This is a genomic window from Actinophytocola sp. KF-1 (assembly GCF_054661535.1).
Genome location: NZ_BAAFVK010000016.1, coordinates 102,077 through 126,252, shown reverse-complemented (window position 1 = coordinate 126,252; position 24,176 = coordinate 102,077). Strand labels below are relative to the sequence as shown.

Here is a 24,176-nt window from a genome sequence, read left to right as displayed (position 1 = left end):
GTTGGCCGGGCCCTCGGGGAGGGCCGCGTGGTGGATGTCGTCATCCGGGTCATCAGTCGCGGGTGGGGTTGCCTGATCGGGGGTTGTGGCCGGGATTGTTTGCTGGTGGGTCACCCGCGTTGGGTCGTGGTCCGGGAGGGGTTGGCCGGGCCCTCGGGGAGGGCCGCGTGGTGGATGTCGTCATCCGGGTCATCAGTCGCGGGTGGGGTTGCCTGATCGGGGGTTGTGGCCGGGATTGTTTGCTGGTGGGTCACCCGCGTTGGGTCGCGGTCCGGGAGGGGTTGGCCGGGCCCTCGGGGGAGAGCCGCGCGGGGGAGGTCGCCATTCGGGGGCCTCAGCTCGCGGGTGCGGTTGCCCGATCGGCGGTTGTGGCGGGATCGGTTTGCGCGTGGACTGCCCGCGATGGGGTTGCGGGTCAGGGTTGGCGGAGCACCGGGGGAGGGCCGCGCGGCCGGGATCGGTCCGCTGGTCAGCCGCCCGCGTTGGGGTCACACGCGGGGGGTTGGCAGAGCACCTTCGACAGCGCCGCGTAGAAGATGTCGCCGATCTTGCGGCGACTTGATCACGACCTGCCGATCGGCCTGGAGAAAGCCCCCTGACCTGGCTCAACGTCTTCCAACAGTTCTCGCCGGTTCTCGGCCGTGCCCGACCTCTGACGGCCTGGAGACGGCCTGATCTCCCAATGGCGAGACGTCAGAGATCGGCCCCCACAGGCCACAGTTCGAACCTTCTCGCGGGTGCTGCAACGAATGACTGACACCCTCACCCGACGGGTGGCAGTGGTGCTTGCGTGCGACCTGTGCCACCGAGTCTGGTTGGTCGTGCTGTTCAGACGCGTTGCCTCGTGGCGCTCGTCGACGTTCTCGCTCGGGCTCGCGGGGACGTGGCGAATGCCGGTTGGTGCCCATGCTTCGGTGAGGACGTGCTGGGGCCAGAGGACGAGCTGGTTGGGGCTGATGCGATGGCGCATGGCTGATGCTCCTGGAGGCGGTGGCCTGGTGTGGTCCGTTCCTTCGCACCGGCCGTCGGTTAGCGCCCGGGTCGTCGCTGTCAAGGGTGGGCGGAGCCCATCGGCGGAGCCGACGCGACGGAGGAGCGCCCTTGATGGCGGCGGGCCGGTGTTAAAGGATCACTGGCTGTTCGAGGGGACGGCCGTGGTAAGTCGCTGGTGCCATGGCTCGGGGTGCTGGCTGGCGTCGCTTGTGGAGTGGCGGGCGGCGGCCGTGAGCGGAGCGGCAGGCCGTCCGCCCGCGCGGCGCGCTTGCGCGCCGCCTTGATCCCATAGAGCCAAGTTCCGCAGAGGCCCGGCGACAGCAGTTCTCTCGCAATTCGCCGCGACTCTTCGCGCGAGCGTGCCAAGTAACGTATCAACTGCCTGCGCCGACTCCTCCAGCATGACCAGTGGCGTGACCTCGGAGCTACATGCTGAGTTTCTGGCGATTGCGGCGGAAGCTAGCAAACTTGCAGAACGTGAGGCCGAACTAGACGATACGAAGCTTTCCGCTTTGCAGGAGGCCGCCGAGGAGGTTGGCCGCTCATGGTCGAATTCAAGCTTGGGTTATCAGGCGAACGTGTATTATTCAGGCTTCAAGCCACCCCCGCCGGGTCACTTTTTCAGCAGGGAATGGGGATTCCTGGGGCAGTTCCATGGAACTGTGGGTGAATGGCGGCCGTATAATCCTGATGACGTGACTGCATATATCGAAAGCCTAGCCGGAGACCCTGACCTGACGACGTCTCGAGAGCTGTCTGACGCTTTACGGAAACCGGTAGATGAGCTGATCCACCGGGCGCGTTCTGCAGCTGCACGTATAAAACAGCCGCTCGACGGTTACCTAGAAGAGGTCCTGGATGATCTTCAGCGTATTTCTCTTCCGAAGGTTAGCCGCCTTGCTAAGTCGCTGATGAACGTTACTGCTGGCACCTTTGCCGTTCGTGACATGCAAGCTGCCGAGGGTGGCTGGCAGGTGGCGGGGCATCAGATGGTAATCGCGCAAGTGATGTTCATTCGGTCGCCATATACGACTGCCCGTAGGCTCGCTGAGACCTGTAGCAAGCTGGGGAGACATCTCGAATCAGTCGGCACGACGGTAGAGGCAACAATAATGCAATTGGGTGGCAAGGTCTTCATCGGCCACGGCGGGCGATCTAAGGAGTACTTGCAGCTTAGCGTATGGCTGAGCGACGAGGGGCTCGAATGGGAGTTTTTCGATCGCACCCCAACGGCCGGGATGAGCATCAAAGAGCGCCTTACTGAGATGCTCGACAACGCTCAGATTGCGTTTCTTCTGATGACGGCCGAAGATGAGACGGTCGACGGCAAGATGCGTGCGAGAGAGAACGTTGTCCATGAAGTCGGGCTCTTTCAAGGGCGACTAGGGTTTAATAAAGCAATTGTATTGCTTGAAGAAGGGTGCGAAGAGTTTTCAAATATTACCGGGGTGGGTCAGATACGTTTTCCAAAAGGTGATGTTCGTCCAGCATTCGATGCTATTAGGAAGGTGCTGCAGCGGGAAGGTGTTTTGGACTGATCTTCCCGAGGGCTGAACGTGGCAGCCACGACTGAGCGCTTCATCCTGTAGTGACCTCGTAGGCGGGTCGGTCTGCGGAGTTGGGCGTGGGCTCGGTCGAGTCCTTCTGTGGCTGCGGCATGTTGCGGCCCTGGTACGGGGTGACAGTACGTTGACACGTGTTGTCGTACGCCCAGTTCACCGCGAGGTTCGTGGCGGTGGCCGTTCATGTTGAGGTAAGCCAACTGCCACGAGTCATCGCCGAGGCGCGACAGGGTCGAGGGTTGGCGCTCTGACCCCCGCCCGAACCCAGATAGCGCAACTTGCCGGGTTTGGGTTGTCCAGCACGTGCGGAAGCTGGGTTGCTGTCACTTCGAGGCTTGCCTGGTTGCGATCCACCACGCTGGTCTGCGGCTATTCTCAAGGCCGGTCGGCAGTCGGAAGGCGCGCTCAATGGATCTTCTGCTACAGGTTGCGGTGCCACTAGCCGTTGGCATGCTGACGGCTGGTGGCGCGCTGGTGGGCGTGCGGATGAACGGCCGAGCCTCTGATCGCGCCACCGAACAGCGAGAAACCCAAGGTCGGCGGGAGGAATGGTCAAAACGATTCTATGAGATCCTCGCATACGTGGTCGATGAGTCGCCGCGCAAACGAACTGTGGGGCTTTGCCTCATCTCGGCGTTAGCCGAGTCGGATCTAGCGGGACCTGACGAGTTAAGACTTATGGAAGCACTCGCGGACCGCGTGCTCAATCCGTTGCTAAGGGAGGTCCACGGCACACAGGATCGTGGCATCGTGCAGGGGGGCGTCGATGATGGAAGTGATAAGGGCGATGAGTGAACCGTTTAGGCCCACGGCCGAAGAGATCGCAGCAGCGCGCCTCCGTGTGGTGTTAGACCGGCGACTGGGCAAGTCGACGGATCCGATCGTCGACGAGATTGCTCAGATGGCAGACGATTCATTGTCGTCCGGTGATATTTCGACAACCGAAACGGTCGATCCGAATGGTCGGCACGTGAAGCAGCACCTTCTTCCGGACGCGGTGGTCGCGTTTTTGGAAGGCCAGATGTCTCCTGCGGCGCGCGATCGCGCAGCAGCGCATATCGCGCAATGCCAGCAGTGTGAGACTGAGGTCGCCGTCCAGCGTCAGGCCGGTGTCGGTACTTCCGATGCACCGGCGCGTACACAGGAGGAGCGTCTGCAGGGGCCGACTCTGACAGCGCGCGAACGGCAGGCGTTGCAACTGATCACGAAAAGCGTGGACCGCTATGGGTACCCACCCAGCTTGCGAGAGATCGGTGAAGGGCTCGGGCTTCGTTCAGTCTCATCTGTCGCCCACGTGCTTAAGGCATTGGAAAGGAAGGGGTTTCTCCGTAGAGACCCCAACGTGCCGCGATCTATCGGCACCCCCGTATCGGATCCCGACTCGCCGCCGCTTCGATCCAGAAAGCCCGGGGAGTAGATGCTTGGGCTAATAGGATGATGCGCGATCTCGAAGATGCTAGAAAAGTGGCTTCACGGCGAGAGGTTGAGCCGTCAGAGATTAGATTCTTCACGTTCGATAAGGTTCACGCCGTCGTGTATTCGAATGGAGACACCCGGTTTGAAGGCGTCGGCGACGCGGACGTAGTATGCCGGGGTCATGGTTGTGGATGCTTCTTCTAGGGTCGTCCATTCGATACGACATGATTCTGACGTGGTGACCTCTCGGCCTGCTTCAACGTGGCAACGAAACACAAGTGCGACGATACCGCGGCTCATGTTTTTGTAGATTCCCGTCAACCTGTCAACGCCGACGCGGAGTCCAGTCTCCTCTTGTACTTCGCGGATGACGCCCTGCTCGAACGTTTCGGCCAGTTCCAGCACTCCGCCCGGTGGTTCCCAGTGGCCGTTGTCGCGGCGTTGGATGAGGAGCACGCGGTCGTGCTCGTCGACGACGATTCCGGCGACGCTTACGGAGTGCTGGGGTGTGGACATGCTCGGCTTTCGCTCAGTGTGGCGGGTATGAGAGGATGTACTCCTCTAGTCGTCTACAGGAGTGGTCATGCTTGACCTAGGGTCGATCGACAGGGCCGACGACAGGCCACCTTATCGACAGATCGCCGCGAACCTGCGACGACTCATCTCGGCCGGGCAGCTTCCGCCGGGGGAGAAGCTGCCGTCGGAAGCTGAGCTGATCTCGCACTACGGGGTAGCGCGGATGACCGTGCGCCAGGCGTTGCAGGAACTCCGCGGTGAGGGCCTGGTGGTGTCCGAACACGGCAAGGGCGTTTTCGTCCGGTCTGCGCCTCCGGTTCGTCGCCTGGCGTCGGATCGGTTCGCTCGGGCTCACCGCAAGCAGGGCAAGGCGGCGTTCCTGGCTGAGGCGGAGGTCAGCGGTCACAAGCCGGGTGTTGACCAGATCTCAGTGACCACGGAACAGGCTCCGCCCGAGATCGCCGAGCGGCTGCGGCTGCCGGAGGGCGCGCGGGTGGTCATGCGGTCTCGTCGGTACCTGGCCAACGGCACCCCGATCGAAACCGCCGTGTCCTACATCCCGGAGTCGATCGCGGCGGGGACGGCGATCACCAGCACCGACACCGGCCCTGGTGGCATCTATGCCCGGATCGAGGAGCAGGGGCACGAGCTGGCTCGGTTCAACGAGCAGATCTCGGCCCGGATGCCGACGCCCGAGGAGCGGCGGGCGTTGCAGATCGGTGCTGGGGTTCCGGTGATCACTCTCGTCCGCACGGCCTATGACCTCGATGACGTGCCAGTTGAGGTCTGCGCGACGGTCAAGGTCTCGCACGCGTTCCTGCTGGAGTACGACTTCCCAGCTCGCTAGCACCTTCGCGAAAGCGAAGGATCTATTCGCATGATTGAACTCCTCTAGACGACTATGTACCTTGTAACTTGTCTAGAGGAGCACAACGGCCCCGTGGGCCATCGCAGAGAGGTGAACAAAGTGACAATCCGAAGGGGTTTCAGGTTCCCGGTGGAGTTCGCGGACGCGTTTCCGCGAGGGCTGGTGATGGTTGGTGAGGTGCAGCCGGACATGGAGTTTCAGTCGCAGGACGAGCGTGCGCGGAACCGGCCGGTGCGTCAGCGGGTGGACGAGGTGACGGGCCTGCGGCAGTGGAAGGTCATGGTCACCGACCCGGACGAGGAGAAGGCGAAGCGGGCGTCGTTCGAGGTGACGTTGCTCGCGGAGGTTCAGCCGGTGCCGACCACGTCGGAGGTAATCCCGGGGATGCGGCCGATCGAGTTGGAAGGGTTGACGGCGGAGCCGCGCGTGGCTGGCAACGGGGAGTTCAAGTACCAGTCGTACATCTTCCGCGCCACGGGGTTCCGAGCGGTTGGCTCCGGGAGTGGTTCGGCCGGTGGCCGGTCGGCGGGCAAGTCGGCCGGATCGAGTGCGACGGACAAGGCCGCGTGAGGCACGAGATGCGCGCTGGGCGTGGCCAGGGGGAGAAGACGGCCGTGATGGCATCGGTGTCGGTGCTGGCGGCCGGTCAGTCCCCGGCCACGCCTCGCGGAGAGGCGGCGGATATGAGCGGCACGGACTTGGTGCCCGCGGACTTGCTGGCTGTGTGGGAGGACATCTACCGGGACTACCTGGCGACGTCGCACCTGATCGACTCGGGTGACCCTGGCAAAGGTCAGGTGTTGTCGCAGTTGTCGGCCCGGCTCGCCTCAACGTGGCGGCGGATAGCGGAAGCGATGCCTGGTGGCGAGTGGTGTCTGAGGGCTGCGCTGCTGACGGCGGCGGAGGCGATGGAGCACCAGGCGGGCGACTGGGACCGTCGTAGGAGGTTGCGATGACGGACGGTCTGGGGCTGGACATCTATGTGGAGATGACCTCGCCGCGCATGCGGGTCACGGTCGTGGAGGGGCCGGATGATCGGTTGGAGGTGCGGATCGGGGCGTTGCACACCTCGGTGACGGGTGAGTCCTCGACGGTGCATCTGTGGTTCAGGCGTCCGCATGCGGTGCTTGAACTCGGTCGGGAGCTGCTCGCCAAGGGACAGATGTTCCTTGATCAGAACCCGGATCGGGCCGTGCAGCAGGGACCGGATCGTCCCGTCCTGGCCGGTGGCGCAGATGGAGGTTGATCAGCAACCGCGCACGCTGGCCGAGGCGCATGAAGTGTTGTGGCAGCAGCGGCCAGGGCGGGATGCGGACCCGTTGGTGTGGGTCGCGTTCCACCGCAGCAGCGCGGAGGTCTACGCCCGGACGGCGAAGTTCGACGGCGCACACCGGCAGGAGGCGGCGCAGTGCGCGGTGATGGAGATCCGGCGTGCTCGGGAGATCGAGCATCGTCTTGATCCCAGTGTGGACGAGGAAGCCTAAGTGACTGTCTGGTGGGGTGGTGAGTGATGTCGGCGGGGTTAGTGACGCCTGGCTCGGGCGCGGGTGCGGATCGCCTGAACGTGATGGACAAGGCGACGGCTGCTGCGATCGCGCGGGCGTTGGGGGAGGAGCTTCGTCGGGCGCGTGAGGCGCAGGGGTGTTCGCGGGCGCGGTTCGTGAGGCGGTTGCCGTCGGAGATTGGTGATCGGACGTTGTTGGCTTACGAGCATGGGTCGCGGCATATGAGCGTGTTGCGGCTGGTGGAGTTGGCGGAGGGGTTGCGGGTGCCCGCGTCGGTGCTGGTGGGGCAGGCGTTGCAGCGTGCTCGTCTGTCCTTGCAGAACCTGGTGCTGCGGGTGGACCTGCGGAAGTTGCTGGAGGACAGGAACGTCCACTACAGGCCGCTGTCGCAGTGGGCGCGGAACCGGTTCGCCGACAGCGTGAACGGCGTGGTGGAAGTGACGCCGACGGGGTTGCGTGAGCTGGCCGCCTACCTGGGTCGTACTCCCGAGGAGCTGTCGACCTATCTGTCCAGGTTCACCCCGGATGAGGTCGGCGAGGAGGAGGGGGAACTCGTCCTCGTGTAACCGGGGAACAACCTGCTGGCTTGTACGCCAGCGTTATAAATCGGATCGCACCGTGCACGCGTGTTGTGCGGCGGTGAAGCACGTCCTTGTTGTGCTGTAAAGAGAACTGTTAGGCGCAGAAGCGGAACCCTAGGTCTGGCAACCGTTTCCCGCTTCTGCGCTGCTACCTCGGAAGGTAACAATGGGCACGATAACGCGTGCCTCGGACTGTCCGCTAGGCGGGGTGCCGGGCACATTTCCCAGTGATACCGAGACAACCGAAAAGCGTCACGCGGGTTCGGCGCGGTGTGCGACGTGTAAGCGGTTCGCGCGGCTGTGGCCGGGAGAGGGCGAGTGCGACCGCTGCCGGGGCGTGCTGCCCCTGGTGTACGTCGGCGGGAGTGCTGTCGGGCGGGGAGAGGCCCGATGAGCGCTCAGTCGGTGATGACGCTGGTGCTGGTCGGCGGCGGCCTGGCGATCGTAGTGTGGCTGCTCCACAAGCTCGGGCGGGCGCTGGCGTCGATCGCGGAGGCCCTCGTCGCGCTCGCGACGCTCGGTGTTGCCGTGTGGCTGCTGGTCAAGGCCGTGTACGTGGTGATCAAGGCCGCGGTGACCCACCCGCGTACCTCGGCGACGGTGCTGGTGCTGGTCGGCTGGCTGGTGTGGTGGGGCTGGCCGTCGCTCGTCGGCGTGGTCGGTCTCGTCGCCGTAGGGCTGCTGGTGTGGCGGTGGCGGCACCGCACGTCGTTCGAGATGTGGGCGGGGCGGCGGCTGCGGTCGTGGTGGCTGCGGTGGACGGTCTACGCGCGGAAGCTGCCGGGCTGGCTGCGGGCTTGCGGGCTGACGGTCGTCGACCCGGACCGGCCGACGGTGCTGGTGATGAGCCCGTTCGGCCGGAACCGCCGGCCGCGCCGCCAGGCCCGACCGCGCGTTGACCTGGTGCCTCGGGTGCTCGGGGTGCGGTCGGGGGCGTCGTGGGACGAGGTGCGTGTCCGGCTGGTGGCGGGGCAGAAGCCGGAGGACTTCGACGAGAAGGCGCGGGAGCTGGCGGTGGCGCGCGGGGTATCCCGTTGCCAGGTGCGGGAGCTGTCGCCGCGCGTGGTGTCGGTGGACTTTCAGCGGCGGAACCTGCTCCGGGAGACGGTGTACTGCCGGGAGCTGGCGGAGCTGGTCGACGTGCCCGGCACCGCGATCGACCTGGACAGGGTGTGGAGTGGCCGCACCGAGTACGGCACCGACTGGCACCAGTCGCTCAAGGGCTCACACACCCTCCACGCCGGGGCAACCGGGGCCGGGAAGGGCGCGCAGATGTGGTGCCCGCTCGTCTCGATCGCACCGGCCATCCGGGACGGTCTGGTGCGGGTGTCCGGGATCGACCCGAAGGGGATGGAACTGGCCTACGGGCGGCGGATCTTCTACCGCTACGCCGTGACTGGCAAGGACGCCCTCGCACTGCTGGACGACCTGATCGACGAGATGGAGCGGCGCAAGACGGAGTTCGCCGGTCGGCTCCGATCGGTAGCCATCACACCGGACTACCCCCTAGAAGTTCTGGAGTTTGACGAGATCGGGGCGTTGATCCGCTACATCGGGGACCGCAAACTGCGGGAGGCGATCACCGAACGCGTTGCCCTGCTGACCACGCAGGGCCGCGCGCTGGCGTGCACGGTGCGCGGTTACGTCCAGGAACCCACCAAGGACACCGTGCCTGTGCGGGAACTGTTCCCGCGCCGGATCTGCCTGCGCGTGGCCGCCAAGTCGCACGTGGGGATGGTGCTCGGCGACCAAGCGTACGACCGGGGCGCGTGGGCCAACCGCATCGGCGAATCCGAAGCGGGTGTCGGCTACCTGTTCGGCGAGGGCATCCGCGAACCCCTGCGCGTGCGCGGCGGCTGGGTGCCCGACGAGGTGATCAAAGACCTGGAAGCCTTCGTCACCCGCGACCCCATGCCGTCCACTGCTCGTGGCGGCACGGTGCACGTCTTCCCCGGCCGTGGCGCGGTGGCCCACCGCAACGCACCCGACGGTGCGGCCTGAAACCCCTTGTCTTGAAAGGACTTCCCTTGCCATGAACACGCTCACGAACAAGACGACCACCGGGACCTCCGAAGACCTGATGTCCACTGTGGATGTCCTGATGCGGGCCTTCCGGGCGCACACGCGCGGCCGGTGCCTGCCCGCCCCGTACATGCTCAGCTTCTCCCCACGGTCCCGGCAAATGGACGTGATGCCCGAAGGCAGCGGCGACTTCGCGCGTCTGCTGGCGAACGTCCTGCTGTGGGCGCACACGCTCTCCGACGTGACTGCCACCTGGTCCCGCACCGGCTCCGACAACCTGCACGTGGTCGTGATCGGCCGCACCAACATCGGCGCACGGATGCGGGTCTTCTGCGTCGGCGACTTCACCGACTGCGCCGGGCTGGTCACCCTCGACCCCGGCCAGCACGACGGCGTGTCCCTCGACGAGCTGTTTGCCCTGGCCTGCCTGCTCCGCGAACACCAGCAGCAGAACGGCCGCCAGGTCGCCGCTGAGGGCGCGGGAAAGGAGGTGGCCCGATGAACACCGACACCCGCCAGGAGGTCCGGCCTGGGTCGCGGGCGGAACGCATGCGGCTCCCACTGGCCTCCGACGTCATCGCGGCCACGGCTGAGCAGCACGGCGTGTGCGTGCGGCCGTTCACGATGGAGGTCGGGGACCTGGAGACCGGTGAACTCCGCTATGTCCCCGTGCCGTGCGGCTCGACCGTGGAGTCTGTGTGTGGGCCGTGTGCGCGGAAGGCGCGTGCGCTGCGGATGGCTCAGTGCCGGGAGGGCTGGCACCTCGATGAGGAACCGGACTTCACCCCGGACGAGCCGACCGAGGAGCACACGGCGCTTCTCGAGTTCCGCGCTGACCTGGTGGCCGCGTATCAGCAAGCCGCGGTGACCGGTGCAGCAGAAGCGGACGAGCTGCGCGACGAGATCCACTCCGTCGACACAGAACTTCGGCAACTGGGCATGCGCGGCCGTCTGCCCAACCCCGACGGGCCTGGCAGGCGGTCACCGAAGCGCTCGACCAGGCGGCGGCAGGACGCCCCGGAGCTGCCTCGACGGCGGGTGGAGAAGCGCACCGTGGGCCGCGAGTACGCGGGGCGGTTCCGGCCGTCCATGTTCGTCACCCTGACGCTCGACAGCTACGGCCGCGTGCTCGACGACGGCACCCCGGCCGATCCGGCGTCGTACGACTACCGGCGGGCCGCCCGGGACGCCGTGCACTTCGCCGCCCTGGTGGACCGGTGGTGGCAGAACCTCCGCCGCGTCGTCGGCTGGGACGTGCAGTACTTCGCCACCGTGGAACCGCAGAAGCGCTGCGCACCCCACCTACACGCGGCTCTCCGTGGATCAGTACCTCATGAAGTACTGAGGCAGGTCACCGCCGCCACGTATCACCAGGTGTGGTGGCCTGCCCATGACGAGCTGGTCTACGACGGCGACCACCTGCCCGTCTGGGACGGCGAACGGTTCGTCGACCCCAACACCCGCACGCCACTCACGGCCTGGGCGGACGCTGTGGACGAGCTGGACGAGCCCGCGCACGTGGTGTCATTCGGGCGGCAGGTGCACTCCAAGGGCATCCTCGGCGGCACCGAAGAAGCCGGACGCCACATCGGCTACCTCACCAAATACCTCACCAAGTCCACCGGTGAGGTCATCGAGGCCGCCACCGACCGCCAACGAGCGCATCACGACCGGCTGCACGACGAGCTGCGCATCACCCCGTGCTCGCCGCGCTGCGCGGTCTGGCTCCTCTACGGCATCGAACCCCTCGGGGCCTCATCGCGGACCACACCCGGGCAGTGCAAGGGACGGGCACACCGACGCACCACCCTCGGCCTGCCCGGTCGCCGCGTGCTGGTGTCCCGGAAGTGGTCGGGCAAGACCCTCGCCGACCACCGCGCCGACCGCAAGACCTTCGTCCTGGAATCGCTCGCCGCCGTGGGCATCACCAAGGAAGAACCGGACCGATCACGGCAGGTCTGGCACAAGGTTCAACCCGGCGACCCCAACCTTCCGCCACGCGACCACCTGCTCATGCACGCGATCGCCGAACGGATCAAGTGGAGAGCCGAGTACGACCGGGCGCTACTCGCAGCGAGTCCGCCAGATCTTTCGGCAACTCGACCGCTGGCGGCCTGACATGGGGGATGCACAGATGGAGACCAGGCATATAACACCGCTGTGGACCGTCGACGACGTGGCCGCCTTCCTCGGCGTCCCGGTCAAGACGCTCTACCAGTGGAAGTGGCGCGGAGAAGGGCCACCGGTACGCAAGATCGGCCGTCACCTGCGCTACGACCCCGCCGCAGTCCGCGCGTGGGCCACCGGCTCGGCAGCGGCCTAGGGGGACGACATGGGACACATTCAAGATCGCTGGTACCGGCCGAAGAAGGACCCCGAGACAGGGAAGATCCTTCTCAACGCACGCGGCAAGCCGGTGATGGAGAAGACCGAACTGTACGGAACCGGCCTACGCTACAAGGTTCGCTACCTCGACCCGGACAACGAAGAACGATCCAAGTCATTCCCAGACAAGCAAAAGAAGCGCGCGGAAGACTTCCTCATCGAGGTCGAGTCGGACAAGCGAGAGGGCAAGTATCTCGACCCTCGTGCTGGCCAGAAGAAGTTTCGGCCGGTGGCTGAGAACTGGCTCAAGGGACAATCAGCAGACCCAGGCACGCGGATGACGCTGAGGAGCCGCCTGGAGAGCCAGATCTACCCGCACTTCGAGGGCAAGGCCGTCGGCGCGATCAAGCCGTCGACGGTCCGTGACTGGCTGGGCTACCTGGACGAGAAGGGTTTCAGCGACAACTACAAGGTGGTGCTGTTCGCGATCCTGTCGGGTGTCCTGGAGTCGGCCGTCGACGACAAGATCATTCGGGACAACCCCTGTAAGGCGAGGACGGTACGGCGGCCGGTCGGCGGTTCTTCGAAGATCGTTCCGTGGACTGAGAAGCGGGTACGGGCCGTTCGCGACGGCCTTCCGGAGCGGTTCTCGGTGATCACTCCGCTCGGTGCCGGACTCGGCATGCGGCAAGGGGAGATCCTGGGCGTATCCATCGACGACTTCGATGAGGACGAGATGGTGCTTAACCTCTCTCGGCAGTTGCGGATCGTCGACCGCACGTTGGTGTTCGCGCCTCCCAAACGGGGCAAGAACCGGGTGGTCCCGGTGTCCGCCAGCGTCCTGGCCGAGGTCCAGGAGCACGAGCGGCGGTTCCCATCCGTGGCGGTCACCCTGCCTTGGCGGAAGCCGGACGGCGAGAAGGTGACGGTTCGCCTGCTGGTGACCGGTGAGGACGGCCGTCTCTACTCCGGCGACCACTTCAACAAGGCGATATGGCAACCGGCGTTCCGTCGGGCAGGGGTGGAGTACGTGAAGCGGGCGGACGGCATGCACGCGCTCCGCCACTTCTACGCGTCCGTTCTGCTCGCACAGGGCGTGTCGATCAAGGAACTCGCCGACTACCTCGGTCACTCCGACCCGGGGTTCACGTTGCGGACCTACACCCACCTCGTCCCGTCGAGCCACGAACGGGCACGGACGGCCGTCGACGAGGTGTTCGGACGGCCTGTGGCGGATGACGGCCTGGAGGCGGCCTGATCTTGAATCTGGAGGCTCAGGTCCCGGCTACGAACTCCCGATCGGAGGTCGTGGCCGGGACCGTTTGCGCTGGTCAGCCGCCTTCGTTGGGGTCGCACGCGGGGGGTTGGCAGAGCACCTTCGACAGCGCGGCGTAGAAGATGTCGCCGATCTTGGTCGGGTCCGGGGTGGTGAAGGCCTGGCCGCCGGTGGCGCCGGCGATGGCCTGGAGTTCGCCGACGTCGATGTCCGGGCCGATGCCGATGCCGACGATGCGGATCGGTCGCTGGGGGTCCTGGAGTTTCGCGAGCTCGGCGAGGAGTTCGTTGCGGCTGATGCTCTTCGGGTCCTCGTTGCGGCCGTCGGTCATGACGATCACCGTGTTGATGCGGCCCGGTTCGAAGTTCTGGCGTGCCGCCTGGTACATGGCGAGCGTGCTGTCGTACAGGCCGGTCGCGCCGTTCTCGAGGGCCTTCACCTGGCGCAGCTTTCCCAGCGCGCCGGAGGCGGACTGTTCGCTGATCGGCGCCACGGGCAGCAGCTCGCGGTAGTCCTTCTCGCCGTCGAGGTTCGTCGAGAACAGCCAGATGCCGATCTTCGTGGTCGGTTTCATCAGGCCGATGCCCAGTTCGGCGGCCTGCAGCGTGACTGCCATCCGGTTGCGGCCGGTGCCCGGCACGGGCTCGTTCATCGACCCCGACACGTCCAGCAGCACCTGCACCCGCCCGCTCAGGTTGACGCCCGACCACTCGTTGAGCAGCTTGTCCACCTCGTCGGGGGCGGGCAGCTCGGCGGGCGTCACCTTCTTGCTCGTCGTGCGTTCGTCGTTGCCGCGCTTGCGCAGCATCTCGCCGTCCGGGGTGCGGAAGCCGGCGTCCGACAGGTCGTCCGCGGTCGACTGCGTCATGAGCACGGTCAGGAACTTCTCCGCCGCCGCCCGCCGCTCCGGCGAGGTGTCCGGCAGCACCACGTACGGGTAGTCCAGCGCGGGCACCGCGGGCTGCGCGTACACCGCCACCAGCGGCACCGCGTTCGGCTTCGCGTTCTGGCGCAGCACGCCGGCCTCCGACACGGCGAACCCGTCGAGCGGCGTCTCCTCCGACGCGCCGCCGGGCAGCCTGCCGAACAGGTCGCTCACCGACGGCAGCGTGTTCGGCGACAGCTTGCGCAGCTGCGTGGTGATCGCGGTCGCCGGGTCCGGCTCGGCCTTCAGCAGCTCGTGCACCCCGTACAGCACCGAGACGCCGACCGGTTCGAGGCCGGGATCGGGCATGCCGAGCCGCAGCGACGGCGCGCGCAGCACGTCCGCCCACGTCAACGGTGTGCCCGGCCAGTTGAGCCGCTTCGCCGCGTCCTCGGTCACCGCCAGCACCACCGGCGAGCTCGCGATCGACGTGCCGCTCACCGGCTCGGCGAACGCGCCGCTGGTCTGCGCGCGCTGCAGCCACACCGACGAGTCCGGGATCCACACGTCCGGCTGCTCGGTGCCGTCGGAGACCACCAGCGACTGCGCCGTCGCCGCCGACTCGCGGTTCGACACCTGCACCGAGTAACAGGTGTCGGCCGACGACAGTTCGCGCGCGGTGCGGGCGATCACCGGCGCGATGTCCGGCGACGCGGTCACGTTCACGACCGTCGTGGTCTCGCAGCTGGACGCCCGCAGCCGTGCCGACAGGAAGTCGTAGGTGAACCACCCGAGCAGCCCGAGCACCACCAGTGCGACGACCGCGATCAGAGGTGACCTGCCACGCCAGCCACGGGACTTGGCGGAGGAGTGTCGCCCCATGTCCGTCGACCTCCGAACTGGCGTGTTGATTCACCCGGGTGGGTGAACCTTACCGGGAAGCAGCAGGTCTTCAAGGATCACGAATGGCTGGGAACGTCAGGAGTAGAGCGCGTCGACCTCGTTCGAGAAGTCCTTCATGATGATGTTCCGCTTGAGCTTCAACGACGGGGTCAGATAGCCGTTCTCCGGGTTGAACTCGGTGTCGAGAATCCGGAACTTGCGGACCGACTCGGCTTTCGACACGGCGAGGTTCCCCTCGTCGACGGCCTTCTGGATCTCCGCGTTCAGCTCCGGGTCGTCGACCAGGTCGCCGACCGTGGCCTGCTCGTCCTTGCCCGCGGTCGTCTTCCAGTAACCGAAGTACTCCTGGTCGATGGTGATCAGCGCGGCGATGTACTTCTGCCCGTCGCCGACCACCAGCGCCTGCCCGACCAGCGGGTGCGCGGCGATGCGGTCCTCGATCACCGACGGGGCGACGTTCTTGCCGCCGCTCGTGACCAGGATTTCCTTCTTCCGGCCGGTGATCTTCAGGAACCCGTCCTCGTCGAGCTCACCGAGGTCGCCGGTGGCGAACCAGCCCTCGTCGTCGATGGCCTCGCTCGTCGCGGTCTCGTTCTGCCAGTACTGCTTGAAGACGCCGTCGCCGCGCAGCTGGATCTCGCCGTCCTCGGTGATCCGCACGGCCGTGCCCGGCAGCGGCCGCCCGACCGTGCCCGGCTTCGCGCCGAACGGCGAGTTCACGAACGACGCCGCGGTCGACTCGGTGAGCCCGTAGCCCTCGAACACGGTGATGCCGACACCGCGGAAGAAGTGCGTGAGCCGCAGCCCCAGCGCGGCGCCGCCGGAGATCGCGTACTTGACCTGCCCGCCGAGCGCGGCACGCAGCTTCGAGTACACGAGCTTGTCGAACACCGCGTGCTTGATCTTCAGACCCAGCCCGGCCTTGCCGTCGGCCTCGCTGTAGGCGATCGCGGTGGCCGCGGCGGCGTCGAAGATCTTGCCCTTGCCGCCGGCGTGCGCCTTCTGCCGCGCACCGTTGTAGACCTTCTCCAGCACGTACGGCACGGACAGGATGAACGTCGGCTTGAACGCGGCCAGGTTGTCGGTCAGCGTCTTCACGTCCGCCCAGTGGCCGAGCGTCGCCCGCGCGATCACGGCGCCCACCTCGACCATCCGCCCGAACACGTGCGCGAGCGGCAGGAACAGCAGCGTCGACGTGCTCTCCAGCCCGTCGCCCTTGAACAGCGCGGCGAGGTACTCGACGGCGTTGTTGCAGGACGCGAACAGGTTCCGGTGCGTGAGCGCGACGCCCTTGGGCTTGCCGGTGGTGCCGGAGGTGTAGATCAGCGTCGCGAGGTCGTCGACCGCGACGGCCTCCCTGCGCTCCTTGACCGCGGTGTCCTCGACGTCCTTGCCCGCCTCGACCAGCGTCTCGACGGCCTTGTCGTCGATGCGCCACACGTGCTTGAGCGCGGGGAGCTTCTCGCGGACGCCGTCCACGCGCTGCGCGAGCGCGGCGTTCTCCGCGACCACGGCGACCGCCCCCGAGTCGGACATGATCCACTCGATCTGCTCGGCCGAGGAGGTGACGTAGATCGGCACCGACGCCGCGCCCGCCGCCCAGATGGCGAAGTCGAACAGCGTCCACTCGTAGCAGTTCGCGGACAGGATGGCGACCCGGTCGCCCGCCGCGACACCCGACGCGATCAGGCCCTTCGCGACCTCGACGACCTCGCTCGCGAACTGCGCCGCGGTGACGTCCCGCCACGCCCCGCCGACCTTGCGGCGGAAGGAGACGGCGTTCGGGGCCTCGTCGGCGTTGGTGAACACGACGTCCGCCAGGCCACCGCTGTCCGGCACGGACGCCAACGGGGGGACAGCGAGTTCGCGCATGGTCTGCTCCTCGGTACGAACACCAGTGCGCCGCCCCGTCACCAGCGACGCTACCTCACAGTAACTTGGAGTATCTTGCCCGCGCACGCGGCTGAGGGCCACCCCCGGATGATCTCCGGCGGTGACCCTCAGCGAATTGGACCAAACGGACTACACGGTCAGCTTCCAGCTGTCGAGCGTGCCCGCGTCGTACCGGAACCGGTCCTGCACCCGCAGTTGCCAGGTGCCGTTCGCGGCCTCGGCCGACGCGTCGACGGCGTACGTGGTGTGCACGTCGTCCGCCGAGTCACCACCACTCAGCCCCTTCAGCCGGTAGGCCGTCCCGTCCGGCGCGACCAGGTCGATGACCAGGTCACCCCGGTACGGGTGGGTGATGTGGACCTCGACCCGGGTGGCGTCGGACGCGTTGCCCGCGCAGCCGTCGATCGTCACCGGGCTGGTGACGGCCGCGCCGCCGTCCGGGATCGCCACCCGGGTCGTGTTGGCCTGCCCGGCGCACGCGGGCGCCGAACCGTCGTCGAGCTGCGCCGCGGCCGCCGCGATGGCGGACGCGAAGTAGCTCGTCTGCGTGTACACGCCCGGGTTCTCGGGGCGTGCACAGCCGTAGCCCCAGCTGGTGATGCCCACCTGGATCCACGCACCGGCGTCGTCGCGGCGGAACATCGGGCCGCCCGAGTCACCCTGGCAGGTGTCGACGCCGCCGTTGTCCCAGTCACCGGCGCAGATCTCCTCGGCCGGGACCAGCTCGCTGTACGCGCTGCCGCACCGCGTGTCGTCGATGAACGGCACGTCGGCCTTCAGCAGGTACCGCTGCTGGCCGCCGCCCTCGGTGGCGGCGCCCCAGCCCGCGACGGTGAACGTCCCGCTGTCGAAGTCGCCGGTGGTGGCGACCGGGAGCGTCGGGACGTCGACGGCCCGTTCCAGCCGGATCAGCGCCCAGTCGTCACCGGACGGGTTGTCGTAGCCCGGTGACCGGTGGACGTAGTCCGAGCGCACCGTGATGCGCGCGGAGTCCTGCAGGTCGACCACACCCAGCGTGGCCGTGATGGAGGTGTCGGCGCCGGTGCCGTCCACGCAGTGGCCGGCGGTCAGCACCAACCGCTGGGTGTACATCGCCCCGCCGCACCCCATCGACAGGCGCACCATCCACGGGAACTCGCCCTGGGCGGCGCGGACGCCGCCCACGACGTTCGGCTGGACGTCCGGTGGCGCCGCCACCGCCTGCCCGGCTGCCGTGCCGAGCAACGCGGCGGCGAGCACCGTGACGAACGTGAGCCGTCTCATCTGGTTCCTCTCGGTCAGAAGGTCAGGCGCCAGAGGTCGATGTAGCCGGTGTCGGCGCTGTACAGGTCGCGGACCTGCAGGCGCCACGTGCCGTTCGCGACCTCGCTCGACGCGTTCACCGTGTAGGTGGCGAGCACGTTGTCGCCCGAGTCGCTCGAGGTGCTCTTCAACCGGTAGGCGGTCCCGTCCGGCGCGATCAGGTCGATCTGCAGGTCACCGCGGTAGGTGTGCTTGATGTCGACGTACACCTGCAGGTCCGACGGCGCGTTCCCGCTGACGCCGGTGACCGAGATCGAGCTGGACACCGCTGCGCCCGCGTCCGGGATGCTGACGTTGGTCGCGTTCTCGAACGTCGGGCCGTCCGGCGGCGTGGTCCCGTCGCAGGTGGCGCCGATGACGCGGGCCGGGCAGTCCGAGTAGTCCAGCAGCGTCAGGACGGCGTTGCGGTTGCGCGACGTCTCCCGGCCGATCACCTCGTCGGGCGGGTAGAAGCCGGACAGGCCGCCGCCGCTGCTCGGGTACATCTCGAACGTGTACGAGTAGATCTTGTGGACGCCCCACAGCCAGTCGTCGATCGAGCCGTCCGTGATGTACAGGTCGGACGCCTGCTCCGGCGTGTAGCCGTTGGTCGACGCCATCTGGCGGCCCAGCGTGGAGAAGACCTGGTAGTCCTGGGCCGTCATGCCCGGCGCCGTGTCGTTGTAGGTGTAGCCGAACGGCCACAGCACCAGCTCGCTGTAGGTGTGGAAGTCGATGTTGGTCTTGATCTGCTGGACCCCGCCGACCACCCGGCTGTTCACGAAGTTGATGACGTTGCGCACCTCGGGCGCCGACCCGGCCGACGGGCCGCGGTAGGTCTCACTGGAGGTGCTGCCGGACGAGCCGCCGCAGCAGCCCCACTGGTAGGGCCAGTTGCGGTTCAGGTCGGTGCCGACGTACGAGCTGCCGGAGTTCGGCTGCCGGTTCTTGCGCCAGCCCGCGTACGAGCCGGTGCGGATGTCCCACTCGCCGCCGTCCGGGTTCAGGTCGGGGATGATCCAGATCTCGCGCGAGTTGACCAGGTTCGTGATGCGGCTGTCGGTGCCGTACTTGTCGGTGAACTCGGAGAGGATGTAGAGCGCCATCTCCACCGTGAGGTGCTCACGGGCGTGCTGGTGCGCGGTGAAGAGGACCTCGGGCTCGTTCTCGTCGGTGCTCGCGTTGTCCGAGATCTTCAGCGCCACCATCTGCCGGCCCTCGTAGGAGGTGCCGATGTTCACCCGGCTGAGGATGCTCGGGTGGTCCGCGACGGCCTGGTTGATGACGGCCGTCATCTCGGAGTAGTTGTGGTAGTTGGAGTCAGCGGACGGGAAGTCCAGCGGAGTGGCGTCCTGCGCGGTCGGCAGACTGTCCTGTTTCTCCGGTTTCATCCCGAGTTTTTTGATCTTTTCGATCTCTTCGGGCGTGGCCGTGATGTTCAACGCGCCGTGCTCGAAGGAGTTGATGACCGCACCGGTCGCGGCGACCTGGTTGCGTTCCTTGACGGTCGTGATCCCGTCGAGGAAGTACTCGGCGGAGTCACGCCCCTGGGGGTCGGACGCCGCGTTGCTGGTCGTGGACAGAACAAGGGTCAGGGCGGCAAGCGCCCCGACCACCATGGACGGGCGTGTGTGTCTCACGCGTTCCTCCCGCAGGGGACGCCGGTGTGTGACCGGCGCTGGAGGGTGGTGTTCAGTTGTGGTGGCGCGGCCGGCCGAACCCCCGACGGGGTGCCCTCACGGTCAGCGAACGCCCGATAGCTGATAGTTCCCTTGGCAAGCCCGCCTTCACAAGAGGGTCGCCTTCCCAGTTCACAGACATAGGCGGGGCGGCCGCCGGCCCCCGGTTTCCAGTGTAGGCGTGACCACCGACAGAACCCGGCCACGGTGAGGGGGTTGTCCACAGGTCGCCGGGTTGTCCACAGATCGGGGCGGAGACGCCGGAAATGTCGTACCCATGGCGTAGCGTGGTTCGAGGGGGCCGGAGGCCGCGGGCCGGCCGGTTTCGTTGGCGATCCTCGGGGTTGTCCACAGCTCCCCGCCGCGTGGTCCGGGATTGTCGGTGGTGGCGGGTAGTGTGGTTCGCGGGGGCCGGAGGCCAGACCGGGTTCGGTTGAGGGCCGATGTTCGGCGGGTTTTCCGCGCGGCGCTGATTGTCAGCGGCGGTCTGTTGTGCGTTGACATTCGCGGGTACCGCACGCTGGTTGTCCTCAGGGCGCTGCGGCGCGTCCCGTCGGCCGGTTGTTCATTGTCCTTCAACGTTTTGTGCGCCCGTGCGCGGGTTGTCCACAGCTCGTTGCCGCGCGATCCGGGATTGTCGGTGGTGGCGGGTAGTGTGGTTTGCGGGGGCCGGAGGCCAGGCCCGGTTCGGTTGATGGCCCACGTTCGGCGGGTTTCCCGCCCGGCACTGATTGTCAGCGGCGGTCTGTTGTACGTCGACATTCGCGGGTACCGCACGCTGGTTGTCCTCAAGGCGCTGCGGCGCCGACCGTCGGCTGCTTGTCCGTTGTTCTTCAACGGTTTGTGCGTGGGTTGTCCACAGCTCGCCGCCACGCGACCCGGGAATGTCGGTGGTATCAGGTAGCGTGGTTCGAGGGGGCCGGAGGCCAGATCGGCTACCGCAGCCGGGCCTTCTTCATCAGCCGCAGCGACGCTGTCATGAACCGCGAATAGGCCTTGTGCGGCAACCACTTCGGCGGCGTCAGCACGTCGAACCGTTGCGCGGACACGGACTGCACCTCCGTGTACCGCAGCAACCCCTCCGCGCCGTGCCGCCGCCCGAGCCCCGACATGCCCATCCCGCCCATCGGCGCGTCCGTCGACCCGAACGCCGACGCGTACCCGTCGTTCACGTTCACCGTCCCCGTCCGCAGCCGCGCCGCGACCTGCCGCGCCCGCACCAGGTCGCGGCTGTAGACGCTCGCGTTCAACCCGTAGTCGGTGTCGTTCGCGAGCGCGACCGCCTCGTCCTCGGTCGCGTACGGGTACAGCGTCACCACCGGCCCGAACGTCTCCGTCGCGTGGCACAGCATGTCCGGCGTGACGTCCGTCAGCACCGTCGGCTCGTAGAAGAACGGTCCCAGGTCCGGCCGCGGCCGTCCGCCCGTCAGCACCGTCGCGCCCTTCGACCGCGCGTCGTCCACGTGTTCCGACACCGTCTTCACCGCGCGCTGCGACGTCAGCGACCCGACGTCCGCGCCGTAGCTGTAGCCCGCCGCCTGCCGCAGCTGCCCGACGGCCGTCACGAACGCGTCCGCGAACCGGTCGAAGATCGCGTCCGGCACGTAGATCCGTTCCAGCGACAGGCAGAGCTGGCCGGCGTTCGCGAAACACCCGCGCACCGCCGACCGCGCCGCCGCCTCGATGTTCACGTCGTCCAGCACGATCATCGGGTTCTTGCCGCCGAGTTCCAACGAGCACCCGATCAGCCGCTCGCCCGCCCGCGCCGCGATCAACGCGCCGGTGCGCGTCGAACCCGTGAACCCTATGTAGTCACAGGTGTCCACGACGGCGCCACCGATCGTGGGACCGTCGCCGAGCACGACCTGCAGCAGGTCCGCCGGCAGACCGGCCCGGTACAGGAGGTCGGCGCCGAACAGCGGGCTCAGCGCGGTCTGGCTGTCCGGCTTCAGCACCACGCCGTTGCCCGCGATCAGCGCCGGGATCAGGTCGCCGAGCGCCAGCGCGAACGGGTAGTTCCACGGCGAGATGATCCCGACGACGCCCTTCGGCTGCCGCAGCTCGGTGACCCCGATCGCGCCAGGCATCAGGCCCGCCCTCTTCTTGGGGCGCAACAGTTTCTGCGCGGTGCGCAGGTAGTAGCTCGTCACCAGCGCCGGCTCGCACAGCTCCTCGAACGCGTCCCGGCGCGCCTTGCCGGTCTCGCCCTGCAGCAGGTCGACTACGGTTTCGCGGTCCTTCAGCAGCAGCTGGTGGAAACGGTGGAACACGGCCAGCCGCTCGTCGAGCGGCCGCGCCGCCCACGCCTGCTGTGCCCGCGCCGCGCGCTCGTACGCGGTCTGCACGTCGGTGACCGTCGACGCCGGCAGCACGGCCAGCTCGCCGCCGGTGAACACCTCCACCGACGTGTACGTGTCCGAAGTGGACGCACAGACGCGGCCGCGGAGCGTGTCGAGCAGAGTGTCGGTCAGGGCCGGCGGGCGGCTCATCCGCTGATCTCCCGGTCGGTCGTCGGGGCGCTGGCGGCGGCGCGGGCCTCGTACGCGCGGCGCGCTTCCGGTGACGCTCCGAGCAGGATCTGGTCACCCTTCAGTGTGCGCGACACCCATTCGGCTGCCGCGCGGGGGAGCAGTCGCGTGAAGCGGAACGTGGCGTCGAGCGACTTTGGCACGAACACGTCGAACCGCGGGTACTGCAGGGTCCTCACGATCGCCTCGGCGACGTCCGACGCCTCGACGGACTTGACGAACCGCGCGTCGGTCAACCCGGACGCCAGCTCGGTGCGCACGATCGCGGGCATCACGACGGAGATCTCGACGCCGGAGTCACGCAGCTCGGCCCGGACCGCCTCGGAGAGCCCGACGACGCCGTGCTTGGTCGCGCAGTAGGTCGCGCCGCCGGGGAAGCCGGCCTTGCCCGCGGCCGACGCGATGTTGACGATGTGCCCGGTCCGCCTGGGTCGCATGCGGCGGATGGCCTCGCGGGTGCCGTGGATGACGGCGTGCAGGTTGATCGCGAGCTGGTGCGCGGTCGTGCGGTCGTCCTCGTCCTCGAACGGGCCGAGCGGCATGATGCCCGCGTTGTTGATCAGCACGTCGATGGGGCCGAGCTGCTTCTCGACGTCGTCGAGGAACCGCGTGAACCCGCCGCGGTCGGTCACGTCGAGCGGCAGGGCGACGGCGTCACCGCCGATCTCGTCCGCGGTCCCCTTGGCGACGTCGAGGTCGAGATCACCGATGGCGACGGACGCACCGGCCTTGACCAGCGCGGACGCGGTGGCGGCCCCGATGCCGCGACCACCCCCGGTGATGACGACAACCTTCCCGGCCAGTGAACGAGGACGCCGCGCCATCGAAGCTCCCGACATACAATCCAGCAGGAATGTTTCCCCGAGCATCCCAGCCCCCCAGAGCCAACGCAACCCCGCCGCGAGTCCCCGAACACCGCGAGTCTCGCCCGCGCGCATACCGAGTTGGCAGTTTCGTGCAGTCAGTTGTCCACAGGTGCGGGAGTTGTCCACAGAACGGGTTTGGCAGACCGTCAACAGTCGGACCATGCGTCACGGTGTCGGCGTGAACGCACTGCCGCCCGGTCTCCACGGCGCCCACCGCATGGCGGATCTCCGTCGTGAACTGGGCCGATACCAGCTCGAAGCGTTGATCCGCGAGGGCAGGCTCGTGCGCCTCACCCGCTGTGTCCTCGTCGACCGAAACCGTCAACTGGACCTGTGGACACGCGCCACGGCCGCTCTGCTGATAGCCGGACCCGGCGCGGTGCTGTGCAACCACACGGCGGCGGCCATCTTCGGCTGCACGGCAGCGGACACGGGAGAGGTCCACGTGCTGGTCCGCTACTACCGCAGGCTGTCGACGGTGCCGGGGATGGTGGTGCACCACGGGGCGTTCACCGACGAGGACGTCGTCGAGCTGAGCGGGCTACGCGTGCTGGCGCTGGAGAGCACCATGGCGGAAATGCTCTGCCGGGCGTCCCGCCCTGGTGCCTTCGCCTGCCTCGACCAGGCGATGGCGCTGACCCCGCCGGAGCGCCGCGACGAGTTCCGCGAGGAGATCCGGCGCCGGATCGCCAACCGCCCCGACCCACGGGGTCAGCGGCGGTCGCAGGTCCTGCTCGACCTCGCGACGGGACTCGCGGAGTCGCCCGCGGAGAGTTGGCTGTTGCTCGCGTTGTTCGACGCGGGGTTCCCCGTGCCCGCCCAGCAGGTGCCGGTGCGCGACATGAGCGGACGTGAGCGCTACCGGCTCGACTTCGCGTGGGAGGAGCCGCGGATCGCGATCGAGTACGACGGACACGCGGCGCACGCGGATCGGGTCGCGTACGACCTCGCGCGTGACGAGGACCTGCGTCGTCGTGGGTGGCGGGTCGTCCATGCCACTGCCGACGACATCAAGGACCCGTCCTGGCTGCACGCCACGGTCAGGGCCATGTTCTGGCGGCGGCGATTCGCGGCGTGACAGCCAGGGGATGTGCACG

The 24,176-nt window shown here is 67.4% G+C and carries 22 protein-coding genes and 2 pseudogenes; 15 read left to right on the top strand and 9 right to left on the bottom strand.

The genetic code is table 11. The features are described from left to right. Window positions 1-1,394: 1,394 nt before the first annotated feature. The 3 genes from ACYQ77_RS38310 (at window position 1,395) to ACYQ77_RS38300 (ending at window position 3,972) form a co-directional block, all read left to right on the top strand. Complete coding sequence (locus ACYQ77_RS38310) at window positions 1,395-2,531, top strand: TIR domain-containing protein (protein ID WP_459720934.1); 1,137 nt, start codon at window positions 1,395-1,397, stop codon at window positions 2,529-2,531. A gap of 432 nt (window positions 2,532-2,963) precedes the next feature. Continuing rightward, window positions 2,964-3,350 carry a hypothetical protein gene (locus tag ACYQ77_RS38305; RefSeq protein ID WP_459720931.1) on the top strand — a complete coding sequence of 129 codons (387 nt, stop codon included), beginning with the start codon at window positions 2,964-2,966 and terminating at the stop codon, window positions 3,348-3,350. After that, complete coding sequence (locus ACYQ77_RS38300; protein WP_459720928.1) at window positions 3,343-3,972, top strand: LexA family protein; 630 nt, start codon at window positions 3,343-3,345, stop codon at window positions 3,970-3,972. Before ACYQ77_RS38305 ends, ACYQ77_RS38300 begins: the two co-directional genes overlap by 8 nt. 74 nt (window positions 3,973-4,046) lie before the next feature. Here the strand turns inward: ACYQ77_RS38300 and ACYQ77_RS38295 are convergent, their stop codons facing one another. Next, the gene (locus ACYQ77_RS38295) at window positions 4,047-4,487 is read right to left on the bottom strand and encodes an NUDIX hydrolase (RefSeq protein ID WP_459720925.1); all 441 of its coding nucleotides are present in this window, start codon (window positions 4,485-4,487) and stop codon (window positions 4,047-4,049) included. A gap of 67 nt (window positions 4,488-4,554) precedes the next feature. On the opposite strand from ACYQ77_RS38295, the gene ACYQ77_RS38290 reads away from it, so the two are divergent. From ACYQ77_RS38290 to ACYQ77_RS38240, 11 genes are all read left to right on the top strand, one after another. Beyond that, window positions 4,555-5,334: a GntR family transcriptional regulator gene (locus ACYQ77_RS38290; RefSeq protein ID WP_459720923.1), complete on the top strand. Its 780-nt coding sequence runs from the start codon at window positions 4,555-4,557 to the stop codon at window positions 5,332-5,334. Between the two features lie 120 nt (window positions 5,335-5,454). Then, entirely contained in the window at window positions 5,455-5,925 is a 471-nt protein-coding gene (locus ACYQ77_RS38285) for a hypothetical protein (RefSeq protein ID WP_459721192.1), read from the top strand. Next, window positions 5,922-6,311: a hypothetical protein gene (locus ACYQ77_RS38280; protein WP_459720921.1), complete on the top strand. Its 390-nt coding sequence runs from the start codon at window positions 5,922-5,924 to the stop codon at window positions 6,309-6,311. Before ACYQ77_RS38285 ends, ACYQ77_RS38280 begins: the two co-directional genes overlap by 4 nt. Next, window positions 6,308-6,601, top strand: a complete 294-nt coding sequence (locus ACYQ77_RS38275) for a hypothetical protein (RefSeq protein ID WP_459720919.1) — start codon at window positions 6,308-6,310, stop codon at window positions 6,599-6,601. The genes ACYQ77_RS38280 and ACYQ77_RS38275 overlap by 4 nt, the downstream gene beginning before the upstream one ends. Beyond that, window positions 6,591-6,839 carry an AMED_5909 family protein gene (locus ACYQ77_RS38270; RefSeq protein WP_459721189.1) on the top strand — a complete coding sequence of 83 codons (249 nt, stop codon included), beginning with the start codon at window positions 6,591-6,593 and terminating at the stop codon, window positions 6,837-6,839. Before ACYQ77_RS38275 ends, ACYQ77_RS38270 begins: the two co-directional genes overlap by 11 nt. 242 nt (window positions 6,840-7,081) lie before the next feature. Beyond that, window positions 7,082-7,426, top strand: a complete 345-nt coding sequence (locus ACYQ77_RS38265; RefSeq protein WP_459720917.1) for a hypothetical protein — start codon at window positions 7,082-7,084, stop codon at window positions 7,424-7,426. 405 nt (window positions 7,427-7,831) lie between these two features. Next, complete coding sequence (locus ACYQ77_RS38260; protein WP_459720915.1) at window positions 7,832-9,442, top strand: FtsK/SpoIIIE domain-containing protein; 1,611 nt, start codon at window positions 7,832-7,834, stop codon at window positions 9,440-9,442. 31 nt (window positions 9,443-9,473) lie between these two features. Then, window positions 9,474-9,965, top strand: coding sequence for a hypothetical protein (locus ACYQ77_RS38255; protein WP_459720913.1), 492 nt, complete (start codon window positions 9,474-9,476; stop codon window positions 9,963-9,965). Continuing rightward, entirely contained in the window at window positions 9,962-11,581 is a 1,620-nt protein-coding gene (locus tag ACYQ77_RS38250; protein ID WP_459720911.1) for a replication initiator, read from the top strand. Before ACYQ77_RS38255 ends, ACYQ77_RS38250 begins: the two co-directional genes overlap by 4 nt. A gap of 16 nt (window positions 11,582-11,597) precedes the next feature. Further along, entirely contained in the window at window positions 11,598-11,786 is a 189-nt protein-coding gene (locus ACYQ77_RS38245) for a helix-turn-helix domain-containing protein (RefSeq protein ID WP_459720909.1), read from the top strand. A gap of 9 nt (window positions 11,787-11,795) precedes the next feature. Further along, entirely contained in the window at window positions 11,796-13,046 is a 1,251-nt protein-coding gene (locus ACYQ77_RS38240; RefSeq protein ID WP_459720906.1) for a tyrosine-type recombinase/integrase, read from the top strand. Window positions 13,047-13,119: 73 nt separating this feature from the next. Here ACYQ77_RS38240 and ACYQ77_RS38235 read toward each other — a convergent pair whose 3' ends face one another. The 8 genes and pseudogenes from ACYQ77_RS38235 to ACYQ77_RS38200 all read right to left on the bottom strand — a co-directional run bounded on the left by ACYQ77_RS38235 (window position 13,120) and on the right by ACYQ77_RS38200 (window position 23,037). Next, window positions 13,120-14,811 (bottom strand): substrate-binding and VWA domain-containing protein, encoded by a 1,692-nt coding sequence (locus ACYQ77_RS38235; protein WP_459720904.1) that lies wholly within the window; start codon window positions 14,809-14,811, stop codon window positions 13,120-13,122. 96 nt (window positions 14,812-14,907) lie between these two features. Further along, the gene (locus ACYQ77_RS38230) at window positions 14,908-16,704 is read right to left on the bottom strand and encodes an AMP-dependent synthetase/ligase (protein ID WP_459720902.1); all 1,797 of its coding nucleotides are present in this window, start codon (window positions 16,702-16,704) and stop codon (window positions 14,908-14,910) included. 150 nt (window positions 16,705-16,854) lie between these two features. Then, window positions 16,855-17,136, bottom strand: a complete 282-nt coding sequence (locus ACYQ77_RS38225) for a proprotein convertase P-domain-containing protein (protein WP_459721187.1) — start codon at window positions 17,134-17,136, stop codon at window positions 16,855-16,857. Between the two features lie 87 nt (window positions 17,137-17,223). Continuing rightward, window positions 17,224-17,988 (bottom strand): annotated as a pseudogene (locus ACYQ77_RS38220) (S1 family peptidase); the annotation flags it as partial. Window positions 17,989-18,002: 14 nt separating this feature from the next. Further along, entirely contained in the window at window positions 18,003-18,236 is a 234-nt protein-coding gene (locus tag ACYQ77_RS38215) for a proprotein convertase P-domain-containing protein (protein ID WP_459721185.1), read from the bottom strand. A gap of 171 nt (window positions 18,237-18,407) precedes the next feature. Then, window positions 18,408-19,625 (bottom strand): annotated as a pseudogene (locus ACYQ77_RS38210) (M14 family metallopeptidase); the annotation flags it as partial. A 995-nt stretch (window positions 19,626-20,620) separates the two neighbouring features. Further along, window positions 20,621-22,174 carry a succinic semialdehyde dehydrogenase gene (locus ACYQ77_RS38205; RefSeq protein WP_459720900.1) on the bottom strand — a complete coding sequence of 518 codons (1,554 nt, stop codon included), beginning with the start codon at window positions 22,172-22,174 and terminating at the stop codon, window positions 20,621-20,623. Further along, entirely contained in the window at window positions 22,171-23,037 is an 867-nt protein-coding gene (locus ACYQ77_RS38200; RefSeq protein WP_459720898.1) for an SDR family oxidoreductase, read from the bottom strand. Before ACYQ77_RS38200 ends, ACYQ77_RS38205 begins: the two co-directional genes overlap by 4 nt. Window positions 23,038-23,239: 202 nt before the next feature. Here ACYQ77_RS38200 and ACYQ77_RS38195 point away from each other — a divergent pair, with 202 nt between their 5' ends. After that, a complete protein-coding gene (locus tag ACYQ77_RS38195) occupies window positions 23,240-24,157 on the top strand; it encodes a DUF559 domain-containing protein (protein WP_459720896.1) in 918 nt (305 codons plus the stop codon). Window positions 24,158-24,176: the final 19 nt, after the last annotated feature.

Excerpts from the sequence above, each read along its gene's own strand:
- ACYQ77_RS38310 (WP_459720934.1), top strand. The coding sequence starts at position 1,395 with ATGACCAGTGGCGTGACCTCGGAGCTACATGCTGAGTTTCTGGCGATT.
- ACYQ77_RS38305 (WP_459720931.1), top strand. The coding sequence starts at position 2,964 with ATGGATCTTCTGCTACAGGTTGCGGTGCCACTAGCCGTTGGCATGCTG.
- ACYQ77_RS38300 (WP_459720928.1), top strand. The coding sequence starts at position 3,343 with ATGAGTGAACCGTTTAGGCCCACGGCCGAAGAGATCGCAGCAGCGCGC.
- ACYQ77_RS38295 (WP_459720925.1), bottom strand. The coding sequence starts at position 4,487 with ATGTCCACACCCCAGCACTCCGTAAGCGTCGCCGGAATCGTCGTCGAC.
- ACYQ77_RS38290 (WP_459720923.1), top strand. The coding sequence starts at position 4,555 with ATGCTTGACCTAGGGTCGATCGACAGGGCCGACGACAGGCCACCTTAT.
- ACYQ77_RS38275 (WP_459720919.1), top strand. The coding sequence starts at position 6,308 with ATGACGGACGGTCTGGGGCTGGACATCTATGTGGAGATGACCTCGCCG.
- ACYQ77_RS38270 (WP_459721189.1), top strand. The coding sequence starts at position 6,591 with ATGGAGGTTGATCAGCAACCGCGCACGCTGGCCGAGGCGCATGAAGTG.
- ACYQ77_RS38265 (WP_459720917.1), top strand. The coding sequence starts at position 7,082 with ATGAGCGTGTTGCGGCTGGTGGAGTTGGCGGAGGGGTTGCGGGTGCCC.
- ACYQ77_RS38260 (WP_459720915.1), top strand. The coding sequence starts at position 7,832 with ATGAGCGCTCAGTCGGTGATGACGCTGGTGCTGGTCGGCGGCGGCCTG.
- ACYQ77_RS38255 (WP_459720913.1), top strand. The coding sequence starts at position 9,474 with ATGAACACGCTCACGAACAAGACGACCACCGGGACCTCCGAAGACCTG.
- ACYQ77_RS38250 (WP_459720911.1), top strand. The coding sequence starts at position 9,962 with ATGAACACCGACACCCGCCAGGAGGTCCGGCCTGGGTCGCGGGCGGAA.
- ACYQ77_RS38245 (WP_459720909.1), top strand. The coding sequence starts at position 11,598 with ATGGAGACCAGGCATATAACACCGCTGTGGACCGTCGACGACGTGGCC.
- ACYQ77_RS38240 (WP_459720906.1), top strand. The coding sequence starts at position 11,796 with ATGGGACACATTCAAGATCGCTGGTACCGGCCGAAGAAGGACCCCGAG.
- ACYQ77_RS38235 (WP_459720904.1), bottom strand. The coding sequence starts at position 14,811 with ATGGGGCGACACTCCTCCGCCAAGTCCCGTGGCTGGCGTGGCAGGTCA.
- ACYQ77_RS38230 (WP_459720902.1), bottom strand. The coding sequence starts at position 16,704 with ATGCGCGAACTCGCTGTCCCCCCGTTGGCGTCCGTGCCGGACAGCGGT.
- ACYQ77_RS38205 (WP_459720900.1), bottom strand. The coding sequence starts at position 22,174 with ATGAGCCGCCCGCCGGCCCTGACCGACACTCTGCTCGACACGCTCCGC.
- ACYQ77_RS38200 (WP_459720898.1), bottom strand. The coding sequence starts at position 23,037 with ATGGCGCGGCGTCCTCGTTCACTGGCCGGGAAGGTTGTCGTCATCACC.
- ACYQ77_RS38195 (WP_459720896.1), top strand. The coding sequence starts at position 23,240 with ATGCGTCACGGTGTCGGCGTGAACGCACTGCCGCCCGGTCTCCACGGC.